Origin of the sequence: Sphingomonas sp. NFR15 (assembly GCF_900103265.1) — a bacterium.
Classification (GTDB): domain Bacteria; phylum Pseudomonadota; class Alphaproteobacteria; order Sphingomonadales; family Sphingomonadaceae; genus Sphingomonas; species Sphingomonas pollutisoli.
Map to the genome: position 1 here is coordinate 291,967 of NZ_FMWX01000004.1, position 16,492 is coordinate 308,458.

General features: G+C 66.9%; 15 protein-coding genes and 1 other RNA gene. 8 read left to right on the top strand and 8 right to left on the bottom strand.

Going from position 1 to position 16,492, the window contains the following annotated elements; all coding sequences use genetic code 11:
* Nucleotides 1-182: 182 nt before the first annotated feature.
* The 4 genes from rnpB to BLS81_RS12170 form a co-directional block, all read right to left on the bottom strand.
* An RNA gene (gene rnpB, locus BLS81_RS12155) (RNase P RNA component class A) lies at nucleotides 183-568 on the bottom strand.
* Nucleotides 569-578: 10 nt separating this feature from the next.
* The gene (locus tag BLS81_RS12160) at nucleotides 579-1,268 is read right to left on the bottom strand and encodes an N-acetylmuramoyl-L-alanine amidase (protein WP_093224186.1); all 690 of its coding nucleotides are present in this window, start codon (nucleotides 1,266-1,268) and stop codon (nucleotides 579-581) included.
* A gap of 150 nt (nucleotides 1,269-1,418) precedes the next feature.
* Nucleotides 1,419-2,063, bottom strand: a complete 645-nt coding sequence (locus BLS81_RS12165; protein ID WP_093224187.1) for a histidine phosphotransferase family protein — start codon at nucleotides 2,061-2,063, stop codon at nucleotides 1,419-1,421.
* Nucleotides 2,064-2,118: 55 nt separating this feature from the next.
* Nucleotides 2,119-2,526 (bottom strand): M67 family metallopeptidase, encoded by a 408-nt coding sequence (locus BLS81_RS12170; RefSeq protein WP_093224189.1) that lies wholly within the window; start codon nucleotides 2,524-2,526, stop codon nucleotides 2,119-2,121.
* A 20-nt stretch (nucleotides 2,527-2,546) separates the two neighbouring features.
* Between BLS81_RS12170 and BLS81_RS12175 the strand changes: the two genes are divergently transcribed.
* From BLS81_RS12175 to BLS81_RS12210, 8 genes are all read left to right on the top strand, one after another.
* Entirely contained in the window at nucleotides 2,547-3,494 is a 948-nt protein-coding gene (locus BLS81_RS12175) for an RluA family pseudouridine synthase (RefSeq protein ID WP_093224190.1), read from the top strand.
* 57 nt (nucleotides 3,495-3,551) lie between these two features.
* Nucleotides 3,552-4,457, top strand: coding sequence for an RNA polymerase sigma factor RpoH (gene rpoH / locus BLS81_RS12180; RefSeq protein ID WP_093224192.1), 906 nt, complete (start codon nucleotides 3,552-3,554; stop codon nucleotides 4,455-4,457).
* A 108-nt stretch (nucleotides 4,458-4,565) separates the two neighbouring features.
* A complete protein-coding gene (gene mtgA, locus BLS81_RS12185) occupies nucleotides 4,566-5,243 on the top strand; it encodes a monofunctional biosynthetic peptidoglycan transglycosylase (protein WP_176787148.1) in 678 nt (225 codons plus the stop codon).
* A 136-nt stretch (nucleotides 5,244-5,379) separates the two neighbouring features.
* Nucleotides 5,380-6,621, top strand: coding sequence for a putative DNA modification/repair radical SAM protein (locus BLS81_RS12190; RefSeq protein WP_093224193.1), 1,242 nt, complete (start codon nucleotides 5,380-5,382; stop codon nucleotides 6,619-6,621).
* 20 nt (nucleotides 6,622-6,641) lie between these two features.
* On the top strand, nucleotides 6,642-8,015 hold the full coding sequence (locus BLS81_RS12195; protein WP_093224293.1) for a UdgX family uracil-DNA binding protein: 1,374 nt from the start codon (nucleotides 6,642-6,644) through the stop codon (nucleotides 8,013-8,015).
* Between the two features lie 104 nt (nucleotides 8,016-8,119).
* The gene (locus BLS81_RS12200; protein WP_256326213.1) at nucleotides 8,120-10,597 is read left to right on the top strand and encodes an ATP-binding protein; all 2,478 of its coding nucleotides are present in this window, start codon (nucleotides 8,120-8,122) and stop codon (nucleotides 10,595-10,597) included.
* 21 nt (nucleotides 10,598-10,618) lie between these two features.
* Nucleotides 10,619-11,869, top strand: coding sequence for a D-amino acid dehydrogenase (locus tag BLS81_RS12205; protein ID WP_093224195.1), 1,251 nt, complete (start codon nucleotides 10,619-10,621; stop codon nucleotides 11,867-11,869).
* A gap of 13 nt (nucleotides 11,870-11,882) precedes the next feature.
* Nucleotides 11,883-12,743, top strand: a complete 861-nt coding sequence (locus BLS81_RS12210; protein WP_093224196.1) for an NAD(P)-dependent oxidoreductase — start codon at nucleotides 11,883-11,885, stop codon at nucleotides 12,741-12,743.
* A gap of 12 nt (nucleotides 12,744-12,755) precedes the next feature.
* On the opposite strand, the gene BLS81_RS12215 is transcribed toward BLS81_RS12210, so the two are convergent.
* From BLS81_RS12215 to BLS81_RS12230, 4 genes are all read right to left on the bottom strand, one after another.
* Nucleotides 12,756-14,234, bottom strand: coding sequence for a lipopolysaccharide biosynthesis protein (locus tag BLS81_RS12215; protein WP_093224197.1), 1,479 nt, complete (start codon nucleotides 14,232-14,234; stop codon nucleotides 12,756-12,758).
* Nucleotides 14,235-14,317: 83 nt separating this feature from the next.
* A complete protein-coding gene (locus BLS81_RS12220) occupies nucleotides 14,318-14,602 on the bottom strand; it encodes a DUF3325 domain-containing protein (RefSeq protein WP_176787149.1) in 285 nt (94 codons plus the stop codon).
* Entirely contained in the window at nucleotides 14,599-16,152 is a 1,554-nt protein-coding gene (locus BLS81_RS12225; RefSeq protein WP_093224200.1) for a PepSY-associated TM helix domain-containing protein, read from the bottom strand. The genes BLS81_RS12220 and BLS81_RS12225 overlap by 4 nt, the downstream gene beginning before the upstream one ends.
* The gene (locus BLS81_RS12230) at nucleotides 16,149-16,463 is read right to left on the bottom strand and encodes a hypothetical protein (protein ID WP_093224297.1); all 315 of its coding nucleotides are present in this window, start codon (nucleotides 16,461-16,463) and stop codon (nucleotides 16,149-16,151) included. The genes BLS81_RS12225 and BLS81_RS12230 overlap by 4 nt, the downstream gene beginning before the upstream one ends.
* Nucleotides 16,464-16,492: the final 29 nt, after the last annotated feature.

The following is a 16,492-nucleotide window of genomic DNA, read 5'->3' on the forward strand; positions in this document are numbered from 1 at the left end:
TCGGCAAGCTCGCCGTGTCCTACACCGCCGCCCGGTGCCATTCTCGCCGCGCTCTTCGACATCGCCGGCGAGATCGAGTCCCCGCGCTTCGCGCAAACATCGCAGGGGTCCGCGACCTTCACGACGTTTGCCGCCCGTGCGCAACATAGGCGACGTTAGCAACGTTTCGCCCGCACGCGGGGAATACCAGAGGGTCTGTAAGCCGGGTTCTGTCCACCCTCTTTACGAAGGATAGGCGACCATTCCTCTAGGGCGACGCTCGCACGCCGCCTCAAGCAACCAACCCGGACGACGAGCAGAAACGATGCCCATGTGCCGTCCCTATTCGGTCTTGCTCCCGGTGGGGTTTGCCATGCCGCCTGCCGTTACCGGAGGCGCGGTGCGCTTTTGCCGCACCCTTTCACCCTTGCCTGTCGCCACGCTCGCGCGCGGCCCATCGGCGGTCTGCTCTCTGTGGCACTGTCCCTGGGGTCACCCCCGCCGGGCGTTACCCGGCACCGTCGTTTCGCGGAGCCCGGACTTTCCTCGGCATGTGCCAAGCACATGACGCGGCCGCCCGACCCTCTGGTGGACCCGCCTTAGTCGTCCCCTTGCGGTTTGGGCAACAGTAAAGCGAGTAGAATGCTGCGACACTCGCCGTCGATCTCGCCGTCGATCAGTTCGGGCCGGTAGCGGCGCTGGAACGCGACCACCGCCGCCAGCTTGTCGGTCACGTCGTAGCCGAACCGCTCGAGCGCGATCAGGAAGCCCGCGTCGGTCCACATCGGGTCCATCAGGTTGCGCGTGGGCCGGGGCAACGCCAGCCGCAGCCGCGAGAGGCGGTGCCACGGGAACAGCTCGCCCGGATCCTGCTTGCGCCTGGGCGCGATGTCCGAATGGCCGACGACGTTGCCGCGCGTGATCGCGTAGCGTTCCTTGATCTCCCCGGTCAGCGCGATCAGCGCGTCGATCTGCGCATCGGGAAACGGGCGATAGCCGAACTCATGGCCGGGGTTGACCAGCTCGATCCCGATCGAGGCACTGTTGACGTCCTCGATCCGTCCCCAGCGCGCCGCGCCGGCATGCCACGCGCGCTTGTCCTCGGCGACGAGCCGGTGGACGGTGCCGTCCTCGTCGATCAGGTAATGCGCCGAAACCTTCGCGGCGGGGTCGCACAGCCGCGCCAGCGCCGATGCCGCGTCGGCCATCCCGGTATAATGGAGAACGATCATGGTGATCGGCAGCGCGCGCTCGTCGAAATTGGGGGACGCCGTCTCGATGATCGTCATGTACGCTCCTGCTCACCCCCGCGCGGCAGCGGCGCCGGGATCAAGCGGCTGCGATAGCCAATCGCGCCGCATTCGCCAACTCATAGCCGCTGCGGTCGCAGGCGGATCGGCGGCCACCTTTCCGGTCCAGCCGATAATGCGCTGTCTCCGTCAGGCGATCTTCAGCGTCGCCCCGAACAGCAGCACCGGATCGCTCGGCTCTGACACCTGGATCGTGCCCTTCGCCTCGGCCACCAGCGCGTGGACGAGACAGGCGGCCGCCGCGCGCGGTGTCGCGGCAACGTCGATGTCGGCGCCGGTCAGCGCGGTTCGAAGCTCCGCGTCGAGCACGATCCGCGGCCCATCCGCGCGCACGACGATCTCGACCTGATCGCCGACGCATTCCGCGCCGACATCGAGCTGCCCGCCGCGGATCAGCGCGTCGCCGGCGATGAGCGCGAGGTTGAGCAGTACCTTGATACCCACTTTGGGCAAGATCGGGTCTTCGACCAACCAGCCGAGCTTGATCCGCTGGGTGTCGCCGAAAAGTCCGTCGATCGCCGCGCGCGCCTCGCGCGAATCGATCGTCTCGCCGAAGCCGCCGGCCGCGCCGAACGCGAGTCGGAAGAATTTGAGCTTGTTGGCCGATGCCCTAGCGCTCTCGCTGAGCAATTCCAGGCAGCGCGCGCGCATGTCCGGGTCGTGCTCGTCGGCGAGCAGTTCGAGGCCGTTGTTGAGCGCGCCCACCGGGCTGAGCAGATCGTGGCACAGGCGCGAGCACAACAGGCTGGCGAAATCGACGGCGTTGATAGTCAAGAACAATGCTCCCGCGTATCGCGCCTATGTGGCCCACCAACGAGTCCGCCGCAAGTCAGGTCGCGGCGGCGATGCGATAGGGCACCGCGACGAAACGGTGGTGCGCGTCAACGCCCTCGGCACGCCACACGCCGATCGCGCTGCCTGCCGTGATAAGCCACAGCTTTCCGTCCGCCGCCGCCATCGCCGCGTCGGTCGCGGAAGGGCGCACGTCGCCGCTCGGGTGCGAATGCCAGTAGCCGATCAGCTTCGCTCCGCCTGCCCGTTCGGCGCGCAGCGCGGCGAAATGTGCGGCGGGGTCGATCTCGAAGGTGCGCGCCGGGTCGGCCGCGACATTGGCGCACGGCTCGGCCCAAGCGATCCGCGTGCGGTCACCGAACAGCAGCCCGCAGACCTCGCGTGCGCCGTCTGCATGCGCGGCTGCGATGATGCGATGCAGCGCGGTGCTTGAAATCTCCAACATATTCCCCAGATTCCTATTCTATGGACCGGGGGGTTTCCACCATCGAAACATGCGTCGCCGCTACGGAAGGGCTGCGGCTCGACCGCGCGCTCGCCGACGCGTTGCCGACGATATCGCGAGAACGGCTCAAGGCGCTGATCTCGACCGGCGCCGTCACTGACGCGCAGGGCGTGCTGCGCCGCGATCCCGCCAGCAAGGCGGTGCCGGGCGGCCTCTATCGCGTCGTCGTCCCCGCCCCCACGCCGGCGCACAACACGCCGCAGGACATTCCCCTCAACATCGTGTTCGAGGACGATCACCTCATCGTGATCGACAAACAGGCGGGTCTGGTCGTCCATCCGGCGGCGGGCAATCTCGACGGAACGCTGGTCAACGCGCTGCTCCACCATTGCGCCGGGCGGCTCTCCGGCATCGGGGGGGTCGCGCGGCCCGGGATCGTTCACCGTATCGACAAGGACACCTCGGGCCTGATGGTCGCCGCCAAGACCGACCGCGCGCATGAAGGTTTGGCGAAGCAGTTCGCGGCGCACAGCATCGACCGGCGGTATAAGGCGATCGTGTCGGGCAGGCCGTTGCCGGCGCAGGGCAGCGTCGATGCTCCGCTCGCGCGCAGCCCGCAGAATCGCAAGAAGGTCGCGATCGTCGCGGGCGGCAAGCGCGCGGTCACGCATTTCAGCACGCTCGCCCGGCTGCGAGACGCCGCGTTGGTCGAATGCCGGCTGGAAACGGGGCGCACGCATCAGGTCCGCGTCCACATGGCGTCGATCGGCCACCCCTTGCTCGGCGACCCGGTCTATGGTAGAACAAAACCAGCTCACCGGCCTGTTCTGGAAACGTTGAATTTCCGCCGGCAAGCGTTGCATGCGGCCCGTCTGGGGTTCATTCACCCGCTGGAAAGTAACGCTTTGGCATTTGATAGCGAAATGCCTTCGGACATGCAGGAACTGTTCGATAGTCTTAACGTATAGGTTCAAGCGCGGACATCGCCTCGCTATTGGGATGTCCGTCACTAAGGGAGATTGATCATGGCCACCGGCAGCAACGTACCGGCGACGATCCCCGCTCTTGGCGGTGAGGCAAGCCTCAACCGTTATCTGTCTGAGATCAAGAAGTTTCCGATCCTCTCGCCCGAGCAGGAATATATGCTCGCCAAGCGATTCGAGGAGCATGGCGATACCGATGCTGCGGCGCAGCTCGTCACCTCGCACCTGCGACTCGTCGCCAAGATCGCGATGGGCTATCGCGGCTACGGCCTGCCCGTGTCCGAGCTCATCTCGGAGGGCAATATCGGGCTGATGCAGGGCGTGAAGAAGTTCGAGGCCGACCGTGGCTTCCGGTTGGCGACCTATGCGATGTGGTGGATCCGCGCGTCGATTCAGGAATTCATCCTGCGCTCGTGGAGCCTCGTCAAGATGGGCACCACCGCCGCGCAGAAGAAGCTGTTCTTCAACCTGCGCCGGATGAAGTCCAAGCTCGACGCGTTCGAGGATGGCGATCTCAGCCCCGAGCACCTCGCCAAGATCGCGCACGATCTCGGCGTGACCGAGGCCGAGGTCACGAGCATGAACCGCCGCATGTCGATGGGCGGCGACACCTCGCTCAACGTGCCGATGCGTGAGGATGGCGACGGCCAGTGGCAGGATTGGCTTCAGGACGACGCGCCCCTCCAGGACACCGTCGTCGCCGACGCGCAGGAGGCAGATGTCCGTCACGCGATGCTCGAAAGCGCGATGACCGACCTCAACGAGCGCGAGCAGCACATCCTCACCGAGCGTCGCCTCACCGACGAGCCCAAGACGCTCGAGGAGCTGAGCCAGGTCTATGGCGTCTCGCGCGAGCGCGTCCGCCAGATCGAGGTGCGCGCGTTCGAGAAGCTGCAAAAGGCGATGATGCGGCTCGCCGGCGACAAGCGCATGCTCGTCGCCGCCTGAGCGGTTGCGGTTCGGCGCCGGCGGCGCGATGATGCGGCATGCGAAACCGCCCACGCCCGACCGCGCCGGATCACGGATTATGACACGCGTCGATCACGGCGGCGCACGATGATCCTCCGGCTGATCGGCTGGATCTTCAAGCTCCTGCTTGGTTTCCTGCTCCTCTCGGTGGCGATGGTGGTCGTGTACCGCTTCGTGCCGCCGCCGGTGACGCTCACGATGCTGGCGGACGGGCTGAGCGGCCACGGCATCACCAAGTCATGGATGCCGTTGTCGCGCATCGACCCGGACATGCCCCGCGCCGTGATCGCGGGTGAGGATTCGCGCTTCTGTTCGCATCACGGTTTCGACGTCGCCGCGATCGAACAGGCCTATATGCGCAACGCGAAGGGCGGTCGCATCCGCGGCGGTTCGACGATCAGCCAGCAGACCGCCAAGAACGTCTTCCTCATTCAGGGCGGCGGCTATGTCCGCAAGGCGCTGGAGGCATATTTCACCGTCCTCATCGAAAATCTGTGGGGCAAGCGTCGCATCATGGAAGTCTATCTCAACGTCGCGGAGACCGGGATCGGCACCTACGGCGTCAACGCCGGGGCGATGCGCTACTTCCATCACGACGCGTCCTCGCTCACCCCAGCCGAAGCCGGTCGGATGGCGGCGGTGCTCCCCCAGCCGAAGAAACGCGCGGTGATCGACCCGCACGGCTTCGTCCGCCGCCACGGCAACGTGCTGTCGCGCCGGGTGGGCGTGGTGCGCAACGGCGGGCTGGACTCCTGCCTGCGATGACCCGCCGCCCCGGCGAAGGCCGGGGCCGCCACGCAATCTGGCGAAACATCCGCCGCGAACACAGCGGCCCGGGCCTTCGCCGGGGCGACGACGGTAGTCGCTCGACAACTAACCTATTAGAACATATACCGAACGAATGGCTCAGCTCGATACCCGCGCGAAACTCGAGATCCTCGCCGATGCCGCGAAATACGACGCGAGTTGCGCCTCGTCCGGTTCGGTCAAGCGCACCTCGCGCGACGGCAAAGGGCTCGGTTCGACCGACAGCGGCATGGGCATCTGCCATGCCTATGCGCCTGATGGACGCTGCATCAGCCTGCTCAAGATCCTGCTCACCAATAGCTGCATTTTCGATTGCCACTATTGTATAAATCGCAAGAGCAGCAACGTCCGCCGCGCCCGCTTCACCGCCGAGGAGGTCGTGCGACTCACCCTCTCCTTCTATCGCCGCAACTATATCGAGGGGCTGTTCCTCTCCTCCGGCATCATCGGCTCGCCAAACTACACAATGGAGCAGATTGTCGAAGTCGCACGCCACTTGCGCGAGGTTCATGAATTTCTGGGCTACATCCACTTGAAAACAATTCCGGATGCCGATCCGGAACTGATCCACCAAGCCGGCATGTACGCCGATCGCATTTCGATAAACGTCGAATTGCCGACCGCGAGCGGCCTGAAGCGGCTCGCCCCCGAAAAATCGCAGGACCGGATCGAAGGCGCGATGGCGGGCATGTCGGATGCGATCCTCGACACCGCCGACGCGAAGAAGCGTTACAAATCCGCGCCGCGCTTCGCCCCCGCCGGGCAATCGACGCAGATGATCGTCGGCGCCGACGCCGCGACCGACCGCGATATCGTCTCTCGCGCGGCGGGATTGTACGATTCATTCGGCCTCAAGCGCGTCTATTACTCGGCCTTTTCGCCGATCCCCGATGCGAGCGCGGTACTGCCGCTCCAGCGCCCGCCGCTAATGCGCGAGCACCGACTGTATCAGTCGGACTGGCTGATGCGCTTCTACGCATTCAAGCCGGCGGAAGTCGCCGATGCCGCGGACGAAAACGGCATGATGCGGCTCGACATCGACCCCAAGCTCGCCTGGGCGCTCAAATTTCGCGGTTCCTTCCCGGTCGATGTCAACACGGCGCCGCGCGAAATGCTGCTGCGCGTGCCCGGCCTCGGCACACGCGCGGTCGATAAGATCGTCGCGGCGCGGCGCGGCCGACGGCTTACGCTGGCCGATATCGGGCGGCTGACGGTCTCGCTCGCCAAGGTGCGCCCGTTCCTGGTCGCCAGCGACTGGCGCCCGGTCGCGCTTTCGGACAAGGCCGATCTGCCGCTGCCCAAGCCGGCCGCGAAGCAGATGGAATTGTTCGGGTGACGGGGCTCGCCGCCGACGCGATGCGCGTCATCGCGCTCGACGCCGAAGACGATTTTGACGGCTGGCGCGACGGCGTCCGCGCCGCGGTCCACGCCGATATCCCGCCCGAACGGATCGTGTGGCGTGTCGGCTCGGAGCCCGGCGAACTGTTCGGCACGCCCGCCCCCGCCGCCGCGCCAACGGCCGGTTTCACCGTGCCGCGCGCTTTCGTCGATCTCGCCCGCACGGCCATCCTCCATACCGACCGCGAGCGCTTCGCGTTGCTGCACACCCTGCTGGTGCGGTTGCTGGCGCGGCCGGGGTTGCTGGAGGACGCCGCCGATCCGCTGGTGCGCCGCGTCGAGGGTCTCGCGCGCGAGGTCCGCCGCGACATCCACAAGATGCGCGCGTTCGTCCGCTTCCGTGAGGTCGCCGAACCCGACGGCGCTCGCTTCGTCGCCTGGTTCGAGCCTGACTTTCATATCGTGCGCGCCAATGCCGGCTTTTTCATCGACCGGTTCGCGGCGATGCGCTGGTCGATCCTGACGCCGGAAATCTCGATCCATTGGGACGGCGAAGCGCTCGCCGAAGGCCCCGGCGCAACCAAGGCGGATGCGCCCGACGGCGATTCGGTCGAGGCGATGTGGCAAAGCTATTATGCCGCGATCTTCAACCCGGCGCGCCTGAAGGTCGGCGCGATGCTCAAGGAGATGCCGCGCAAATATTGGAAAAACATGCCGGAAACCGCGTTGGTGCCGCAGTTGATCGCAGGCGCGCAGGCGCGGGAGGCGGGCATGGTCGAGACGGCGCGCACGAAACCGGGTGGCAATATCGAAGCGGCATGGGCAGCGCTGCGCGAGGAGGCGATGAGTTGCATCCGCTGTCCGCTCCATGCGCACGCCACGCAGACCGTGTTCGGCGAAGGTCCGGTCGATGCGGCGATGATGTTCGTCGGCGAGCAGCCCGGCGATCAGGAGGATCTCGCCGGCCGTCCGTTCGTCGGCCCGGCCGGCCAGCTTTTCGATCGCGCGCTCGCGGAGGCCGGGATCGACCGCGCCACCGTCTATGTCACCAACGCGGTCAAGCATTTCAAGTTCGAACAACGCGGCAAGCGGCGCATCCACGCCAAGCCCGACGCCGGCGAGATCACCGCCTGCCGCTGGTGGATCGAGCAGGAACGCGCGCTGGTGCGGCCGCGCCGGACGGTCGCGCTCGGCGCGACGGCGGCGCGCTCGCTGTTCGGCAAGGCGGTGACGATCAGCCGTGAGCGCGGCCGTGCGCTCGAACTGCCCGGCGGTGGCGAGGCGTGGATCACCGTTCACCCGAGCTACCTGCTTCGCCTGCCGGATCCCGCCGCCAAGGCCGAGGAATATGCGCGCTTCGTTGCGGACTTGAAGGCCGCCGCGCATACCTAGATCAAGATTCCGCCGGATCATACCGCTTCCAGGAGCGTTGCTTTCTCCGATACGGTCTTGAACACGCCCGGCCCGGAGGGCGGGCACAGCGGATTTGCAACGGAATGAACGAGACGGAAGGGGGCGACCGGGAACGGCGTCGGTTGGAGGCGTTGGATGGCTATCAGATCCTCGATACGCCGCGTGAGCCGGCGTTCGACGAAATGGCGCGGCTCGCCGCCGATCTGTGTGGCACGCCGATCGGCGCGGTCAATCTGATCGGCGCAGGGCGGCAGTTTTTCAAGGCCGAGGTCGGTCTCGGGGTGCGCGAAACCCCGCTCGAAACTTCGTTCTGCCGGCATGCCATTCTCGAACAGGATTTCCTGCTCGTGCCCGACGCGACCGCGGATCCGCGCTTCAACTGCAATCCGCTGGTGACGGCGGTGCCGGGCTTGCGCTTCTACGCGGGCGCGCTCCTCAAGACGCCGGACGGGCTCCCGATCGGGACATTGTGCGTGCTTGACACCCAGCCGCGAGAGCTCAGCGAGTTGCAGCAGCGCGCGCTGAAGGTTCTCGCCAATCAGGTGATGAGCCAGTTCGAGATGCGCCGCGCGATTCGCGAGCGTACCGAACAGGCCGACCGTTATCGCACGTTGTTCGACACGATGGACGAAGGCTTTTGCGTGATCGAGTTCGTCGGCGGCCCGCATGGCCCGTTGAGCGATTATGTCCACGTAGAAGCCAATGCGGCATATGCGCTCAACGCCGGCATCCCGAACGTGGTCGGCCAGCGGCTGCGCGAGATGGTCGGCGACGAGGCCGATGATTGGGCGAGGCGCTATGGCGAGGTGCTGCGCACCGGCGTGCCGATCCGCTTCGAGCGCGAATTGGAGGCGACCGGACGCTATCTCTCGCTCTCCGCCTTCCGCATCGAACCCGCCAGCCGTAAGCAGGTCGCGGTGCTGTTCCAGGATATCACCGCGCGGCGGGATGCCGAACTGGCGCTGATCCGCCTCAACGAAACGCTCGAAGCGCGCGTGGCCGAGGCGCTCGCCGAGCGCCGCCTGCTCGCCGACGTGGTCGAGGCGACACACGCCTTCGTCACGATCGTCGATATCGAGGGCAATTGGCTCGCCATGAACAGCGCCGCCGCGCGCGAGTTCGAGCGTCTGTTCGGCGTGCTGCCCCATGTCGGCGACAATCTCTTCGGGCTGCTCGCCGATCGACCCGAGCATCAGGCGATGATGCGTGCCTCCTGGGCGCCCGCGCTCGCCGGAGAGGAGTTCGTGACCGTCGCGCAGATTGAGGGCGTGGACGGCGAGGCACGCTCCTACGAACTACGCTTCAACGCGTTGCGCAATGCCGAGGGCGAGCGGATCGGCGCGTTTCAGTTCGCCTATGATGTGACCGAACGCCTGCGCGAGCAGGACCGGTTCCGCGCCACCGAGGAGGCGCTACGCCAAGCCCAGAAGATGGAGGCGGTCGGTCAGCTCACCGGCGGGCTGGCGCATGATTTCAACAATCTGCTCGCCGGCATCTCGGGGTCGTTCGAGATGATCGGAACGCGTCTTGCGCAAGGCCGCGCGGGCGATGTCGAGAAATATCTCATCGCCGGCCAGGGCGCGACCCGCCGGGCTTCGGCTTTGACGCACCGGTTGCTCGCCTTTTCGCGGCGGCAGACGCTCAGCCCGCGTTCGATCGTCGTCAATCGGCTGATGCGCGAGTTGGTGGAACTGATCCAGCGCACCGTCGGTCCCGCGATCGAGGTCGAGACGGTCGCCGCCGCCGGGCTTTGGCCGGCGCTGGTCGATGCCAACCAGCTCGAGAACGCCATTCTCAATCTCTGCATCAACGCCCGTGACGCGATGCCCGAGGGGGGCCGGATCACGATCGAAACCGCCAACCGCTGGATCGACCAGCGCACCGCCAAGGCGCACGGACTCGAGCCGGGCCAATATGTCACCGTCTGCGTCAGCGATACCGGCTGCGGCATTGAGAAGGACATTCTCGATCGGGTGTTCGATCCGTTCTTCACCACCAAGCCGCTCGGCGAGGGCACCGGACTCGGCCTGTCGATGGTGTACGGCTTCGCGCGGCAAAGCCATGGGCATGTCCGCATCTATTCCGAGGTCGGCCAGGGCACGATGGTCTGCCTCTACCTGCCCCGCAACCTCGGTGACGAAGAACAGTCCGATCCCGAGCCGATCACGTCGCGAGCGCTGCGCGCCGCCGCCGAGAAGACCGTCCTTATCGTCGATGACGAACCGAGCGTGCGGATGCTCGTCGTCGATGCGCTCGAGGAACTCGGCTATGCCTGCGCCGAGGCGGCGACCGGCGCGGAAGGAATAGAGATTCTGCGCGGCGCCGGCCATGTCGATCTGCTCATAACCGACGTGGGCCTGCCCGGCGGGATGAACGGCCGCGAGGTGGCGGAGCGCGCGCGAGAGATGGTGCCCGGTCTGCGCATCCTGTTCATCACCGGCTATGCCGAAAACGCGGTTCTCAATCACGGCCATATCGGGCACGGGATGGAGGTATTGACCAAACCGTTCGCGGTGAACGACCTTGTCGGGCGGGTCGATCGACTGTTGCGCGATGGCTGATCGTATCGGAGTCTGTGCGGAATGAAGGTGATCGTCCTCGGCAGCGGCGTGATCGGCGTCACCTCGGCCTGGTATCTGGCGCGCGCCGGGCATGAGGTGATCGTTGTAGATCGCCAAGCCGGGCCGGCGCTCGAGACGAGCTTCGCCAATGCCGGAGAGATTTCACCCGGCTATGCCTCGCCCTGGGCGGCGCCCGGCATTCCGCGCAAGGCGGTGAAGTGGCTGATGATGCGCCACGCCCCGCTGATCCTGCGCCCGCAACTCGACATGGCGATGCTGCGCTGGCTGGCCGCCATGCTGCGAAATTGCACAGCCGAGCGCTATGCGATCAACAAGGCGCGCATGGTGCGCGTCGCCGAATATAGCCGCGACTGCCTGGGCGCGCTGCGCGCGGAAACCGGCATCACCTATGACGAACGGATGCTCGGCACGCTGCAACTGTTCCGCGAAGCCAAGCAGCTCGACGGCACCGCCAAGGACATCGCGGTTCTGAGCGAAGGCGGAGTGCCGTTCGAACTGCTCGACCGCACCGGCTGCCTCGCTGCCGAACCCGGCCTCGCGAACAGCGATGTGCCGATCGTCGGCGGCTTGCGCCTGCCGCACGACGAGACCGGGGATTGCTTCAAGTTCACCAACCGCCTCGCCGATCTCGCGGCGGCGCACGGCGTGATGTTCCAATATGGTCGCACGATCGCCCGGCTGGAAAGCGAAAGCGGCCGCATCTCCGGCCTTGTCACCGATGCCGGGCGCCTTACGGCGGATGCCTATCTGGTCGCACTCGGCAGCCACTCGCCCGCGCTGGTCCGCCCGCTTGGGCTGAAGGTGCCGGTATTCCCGGTGAAGGGCTATTCGATCACCGTGCCGATCACCGATCCGGACCGGGCACCGGTCTCCACCTTGCTCGACGAGAGCTACAAGGTCGCGATCACCCGGCTTGGCGATCGTATCCGCGTCGGCGGCATGGCGGAGATTTCCGGCTTCAACAACCACTTGCCCGAAGCACGTCGTGCCACGCTCGAACATTCGGTCGGCGGGCTGTTTCCGAACGCCGGCGACTTGCAGGCCGCGACCTTCTGGTCCGGCCTGCGGCCGATGACCCCGGACAGCACGCCCGTGATCGGCAAGACCGCCCTGCCCAACCTGTTCCTCAACACCGGCCACGGTACGCTCGGCTGGACGATGGCATGCGGGTCAGGGCGGATCATCGCCGACATCATCGGCGGGCGCGAGCCGGATATCGAAACGGGCGACCTCGCGCTCGATCGCTATTGAAAGGACGGACGACATGCAGGTTGGATTGATCGGACTCGGCGCGATGGGGCGCGGCATGGCGGAGAATCTCGCCAAGGGCGGCCATGACGTGCTGATCTGGAACCGCTCGGGCGACGGCGGCAAGCCGATCGCGGGCGCGCGGATGGTCGATACGCCCGCCGAGGTGTTCCAGTCCGATCTGGTACTGACGATGCTGTCGGACGATGCCGCGATCCGCTCGGTAGTGCTCGACGCCGGGCTGCTGGCGAAGGCCCGACCGGGGATGATCCATGCCGTCACCGCGACGATCTCGGTCGCGTTCGCCGACGAGCTGGCGGCGGCGCATGCCGCGGCGGGGATCGGCTATCTCTCCGCCCCCGTGTTCGGGCGGCCCGATGCGGCGGCGGCCGGCCAGCTCAGCGTCGTCGTCGCGGGCGATGCGGCGGCGATCGAAACCGCACGCCCGGCGTTCGAGGCGATCTCGCGCAAGATCTGGGTGCTCGGCGAACATCCCCGCCAGGCCAACGCCGCCAAGATCGCCGGCAACATGATGATCACCTTCGCGATCGAGGCGATGGCCGAGGCGCTGGTTCTGACCGGCGACAATGGCGTGACCACCGAGGCGTTTTTCGAACTGATGCTCGGCACGCTGTTCGGCGGACGCATCTACGAGACATACAGCGCCTCGATCGCGGCGGACAAATACGAGCCGGGCTTCCGCATGCAGCTCGGCCTGAAGGATCTGCGGCTCGCCACCGAGGCCGCACAGGCCGCCGGCAAGCGCCTGCCGATGCTGGAGGCGGTCCGCACGCGGATGAGCGAAGCGGTCGATGCCGGCATGGGCGAGAAGGACTGGTCGGCGATCGCCCAACTGCTGCTGCGGAAGGATGATTGACCCTCCGCCGCGCTAGGCCGGCACCCCGCGCCGCGCGGCGATCAGGCTCGCAAACTCGCCGATGATCGGCCGCGCCACCAGCAGCACCAGCACGCCGTAGGTCACGACACCGACGCTGACCAGAATTGCCAGCATCGGCAACGGCGCCATTCCGGCGATCAGATCGGATGTCGCGAGCACCGCCGCGCCCATTCCCGCCGATGCGATCATCGCCGGAATCACCGCGCGCAGCAGCGCGGGCGCGGAGGTGCCGATGATCGGCATCGCCAATGCGGCGGTGATCGCCATATGGAGCGGCGCGCCGATCACCCAGCTCCACGCCATGCCCACTGCGCCGTAGCGCACGCCGATCAGGAACCCGAGTGGCATGATGACGGCGCCCGCCACCGCGCCCCATACTTGCAGGCGCGGATGCCCGAGCGCGGTGGTCGCCGGCGCGAACAGCACCTGCACCGTCAGGAACGGCATCGCGATCGCGAGCAAGCGGACGATCGGCGTCGCGTCGTCCCATTTCGGCCCGAGCACGACATCAACGAACGGCCCTGCCACCGCCGCCAGCCCGACATAGAAGGGCAGCGCGCCGAACATGATGAGCCGCACCGATTTCTCGAACGCTCGTCCGGTGGTGGCACGGTCGGCCTGGAGCCGGGCATAGGCCGAAAAGGCGACGTCGTTGAGCGGAGGGACGAACTTGCTCGTCACGATCTGCGCGAGGAACAGCGATTCCGCATACAGGCCGAGATGCCGCGCATCGAGCGTCCGGCCGCCGATGATGACATCCGCCTGGGTCTGGAACAGCCATAGCAGCGAGCTGAGCAGCATCGCGCCACCGAACCGCACGATCACCCCGGCGCCCTTCAGGCGGAAGCTCGGCAGCACGTCGATCCGCGCCGCCACCATCATGCCGATCGCGCGCGACCAGATCACGCACATCGGTGCCGCGACGAGCGTCCACACGCCCCAGCCAGCCAGCGCACAGCCGAGCGACGTACCCGCACCGATCAGCGCCGAGACGAGGTTGACCTTCGCCTGCACCTTATAGTTCAGTTGGCGGCTGAGCAGCGCGCTCGGCAACGCCACGAACGGCGTCGCGAGGTACAAAGCCGCCTGCACCACCAGCAGGTTGGCCACCATCGGCGTGTGGAAATACTGCGCGGCGAGCGGTGCCAGCATCACCTGCGCCAGCGCGATGCCGCCGTTGAGCAGCACAAGGATGCCGAACACCTGCCGGATCAGCATCCTGTCGAGATCCGGCGCGCGGATCAGCGACGCGGTGAATTCCTGCCCGTTGAGCAGGCTGAGGAACACCAAAACGCTCTGTGTCATCGCGAACAGCCCGTAATCGCGCGGATCGAGCATGCGGATCACGAAGAAAGTCGCCGCCCACATGATGAGCTGCGCGATCACCTGACTGCCCGAACGCCACGCGATCGCCTGCACGATCTGCGCCGCGAAGCCTTTTTCCACCGGCACCTGGGTCGTCGAATTCATCGGCTGGAATGCTCGCGTAACACCATTCCCGCCATATCCGCGCGAGGGTGGAGGAAGAGTGAAGAAAGCGCGAGAAAGCAGGATTACCGACCGCCGGACCGATCGGGTAGGAGAAAATTGAGCACGATGAAGCTCGCCGCAGCACCCGCCATCAGCATCGCCATCCAGCCGACCGGCCCGAACACGCCGCCCCATGCTAGGCGGGCGAGTCCGAAATCGATCGCCACGCACGCCCACGCGCCGCCGCGCAGCAGGGTTCGTCGTCGCGCCGGAAGGGCCTGACCGAGCCGTGCGCGATGCTGGCGGTCGGTCGCCAAAGCGAACAACAGGAAGCTCGCCAGCGCCACCGCGAAGGTCGCCGCGATCACGCCAGCACCATCGCACGTGCTCGGGTGTGCCGTTTCGCGGGAATATGACGATGCACCGCGCGCGCGGCCCAGCCGAAGCCTAGGCCGAATGCCAGCAGCGTGAGATCGACGCCAGCCAGCGTCCAGTCGCCCGCCGCGATCGTCGCGGGCAACCCCTTGCGCGTCGCGAGCGCGTCATAGACCGGCAACGCTAGCAGCAGCGCGGCGGCGAGACCCAGTTGCTCCACCCACGCGCGGCGCGGCGCGCGCGCGAAAGCGTGAAGGATCAGCACCCCCCAGAACACGAACATCGCGTCGATCTCTGCCTGCGCGCGCCCCGCCATCGCGAGGGGCAGCAGGCGGTTCGCCCACAGGAAGCCGACCATCGCCGTCGGGAAACCCGCGACGAAGCCGATGTTGAGCCGTTCCACCAGCCGGAAACCGAAATGCGGACGTGCCGGATCGGCCAACTTCTCGCGCCGCTTGACCGTCCACAGGACCAGCCCGCTCGCCACCATGACCGAGCCGCCGACACCGCACAGGAAGTACAGCCAGCGAAGCGGCGCATCGGCGAAGCGCCCGGCGTGTAGCCCGATCATCGAGCCCGCCGTCAGCACCGCCGCGCCCGCCGGCGGAGACGCCCATAGCAACCGCCCGCTCACCCCGTCATAGCTCAGCGAAGGCGTGTAGCTGGAAAGCGTTCCGTGGCCGCTCCGCGACAGCGTGACCCGCGCGACCGCATCGCCGGGGGACGCAACCTGGATATATTCGACCGGCGCACCAAACCGTCGCTCGGCGTCCTTGAGCAACGCGGTCAGATCGACCAGCGGCGCGGGTCTGCCCGAGCGCGCGACCGGCGCCGCCTGCGGGAACAGCGCGGTGAACAACGCGCTCGGGTCACGATAATTGGCAACCGCCGCCCACGGCATCAGCATCGTCATCAGCGTGACAAGGCCAGTATAGGTTATCATCAGGTGGAACGGCAAGCCGAGCACCGCCGCCGCATTATGCCCGTCGAGCCAGCTCCGCTGCCCCCGGCCGCCCCGGAAGGTGAAGAAATCGCGGAAGATCTTCTTGTGCGTGACGATGCCCGACAGGATCGCGACCAGCATGAACATCGCACACACGCCGACGATCCAGCGCGACCAGATCACCGGCAGATATTGGAGGTCGAAGTGAAAGCGGTAGAAGAAGTCGCCCCCGCGCGTCTCGCGCGCGACGACGGGCTGGCCGTTGCCGTCGATCGTCGCGAGCGTCTCGCCGCGCGCCTTCCCGGCCCTTTCCGTCGCGCCCGGTACCCAGAACACCGTGCCGCTCGTCGAGCGCTCGGAGGGGACGGTGATGAACCATGTCATCGCATCGGGCGCGCGCCTGGCCAGGAAGGCCTGCTCGCCGCGCAGCACCCGCGCGGGGTCTTCGATGCGCGGCAGTTCGGGCTGCGCCCAGCGGTTGAGCGCCTCGCGCCAATAGGCGGCGGTGCCCGCCACGAACACGACGAACAGCACCCAGCCGACCAGCAGGCCCGACCAGGTGTGGAGCGTCGACTGGCTCTGGCGGAAGCCCTTGCTCATACCCGCCCGCTCGCGAGGATCGACCCCCAGGTGATCGCACCCGCGACCAGCCCGGCGAGGACCACCGTCCAGAACGCCCGCCAGCCGCTACGCGCCGCGAATGCCCACATTGCCGTGATCGCGCACAGCACGAATGCGACCAGCGTCGCCGCGACCGTCGCCTCCGCCGGGCCGCCCGGCAGCAGCCGCGCGAGCGCCATCGCCCACAGGCTCGCCACCGCATAGCCGCCGGGCATCGCGACGACGATGCGCAGCGCCGTGTCGCCACGCCGCCGCCAGCGCGCGCTTCGCGCGGTTACGGTTCGGCTCATGCCGGGCTCCGGCATATGACCATATGCGA

Coding starts and splice junctions, on each gene's coding strand:
- BLS81_RS12160 (WP_093224186.1), bottom strand. CDS start 1,268: ATGACGATCATCGAGACGGCGTCCCCCAATTTCGACGAGCGCGCGCTG.
- BLS81_RS12170 (WP_093224189.1), bottom strand. CDS start 2,526: ATGTTGGAGATTTCAAGCACCGCGCTGCATCGCATCATCGCAGCCGCG.
- BLS81_RS12175 (WP_093224190.1), top strand. CDS start 2,547: ATGGACCGGGGGGTTTCCACCATCGAAACATGCGTCGCCGCTACGGAA.
- rpoH (WP_093224192.1), top strand. CDS start 3,552: ATGGCCACCGGCAGCAACGTACCGGCGACGATCCCCGCTCTTGGCGGT.
- mtgA (WP_176787148.1), top strand. CDS start 4,566: ATGATCCTCCGGCTGATCGGCTGGATCTTCAAGCTCCTGCTTGGTTTC.
- BLS81_RS12190 (WP_093224193.1), top strand. CDS start 5,380: ATGGCTCAGCTCGATACCCGCGCGAAACTCGAGATCCTCGCCGATGCC.
- BLS81_RS12195 (WP_093224293.1), top strand. CDS start 6,642: ATGCGCGTCATCGCGCTCGACGCCGAAGACGATTTTGACGGCTGGCGC.
- BLS81_RS12200 (WP_256326213.1), top strand. CDS start 8,120: ATGAACGAGACGGAAGGGGGCGACCGGGAACGGCGTCGGTTGGAGGCG.
- BLS81_RS12205 (WP_093224195.1), top strand. CDS start 10,619: ATGAAGGTGATCGTCCTCGGCAGCGGCGTGATCGGCGTCACCTCGGCC.
- BLS81_RS12210 (WP_093224196.1), top strand. CDS start 11,883: ATGCAGGTTGGATTGATCGGACTCGGCGCGATGGGGCGCGGCATGGCG.
- BLS81_RS12215 (WP_093224197.1), bottom strand. CDS start 14,234: ATGAATTCGACGACCCAGGTGCCGGTGGAAAAAGGCTTCGCGGCGCAG.
- BLS81_RS12225 (WP_093224200.1), bottom strand. CDS start 16,152: ATGAGCAAGGGCTTCCGCCAGAGCCAGTCGACGCTCCACACCTGGTCG.
- BLS81_RS12230 (WP_093224297.1), bottom strand. CDS start 16,463: ATGAGCCGAACCGTAACCGCGCGAAGCGCGCGCTGGCGGCGGCGTGGC.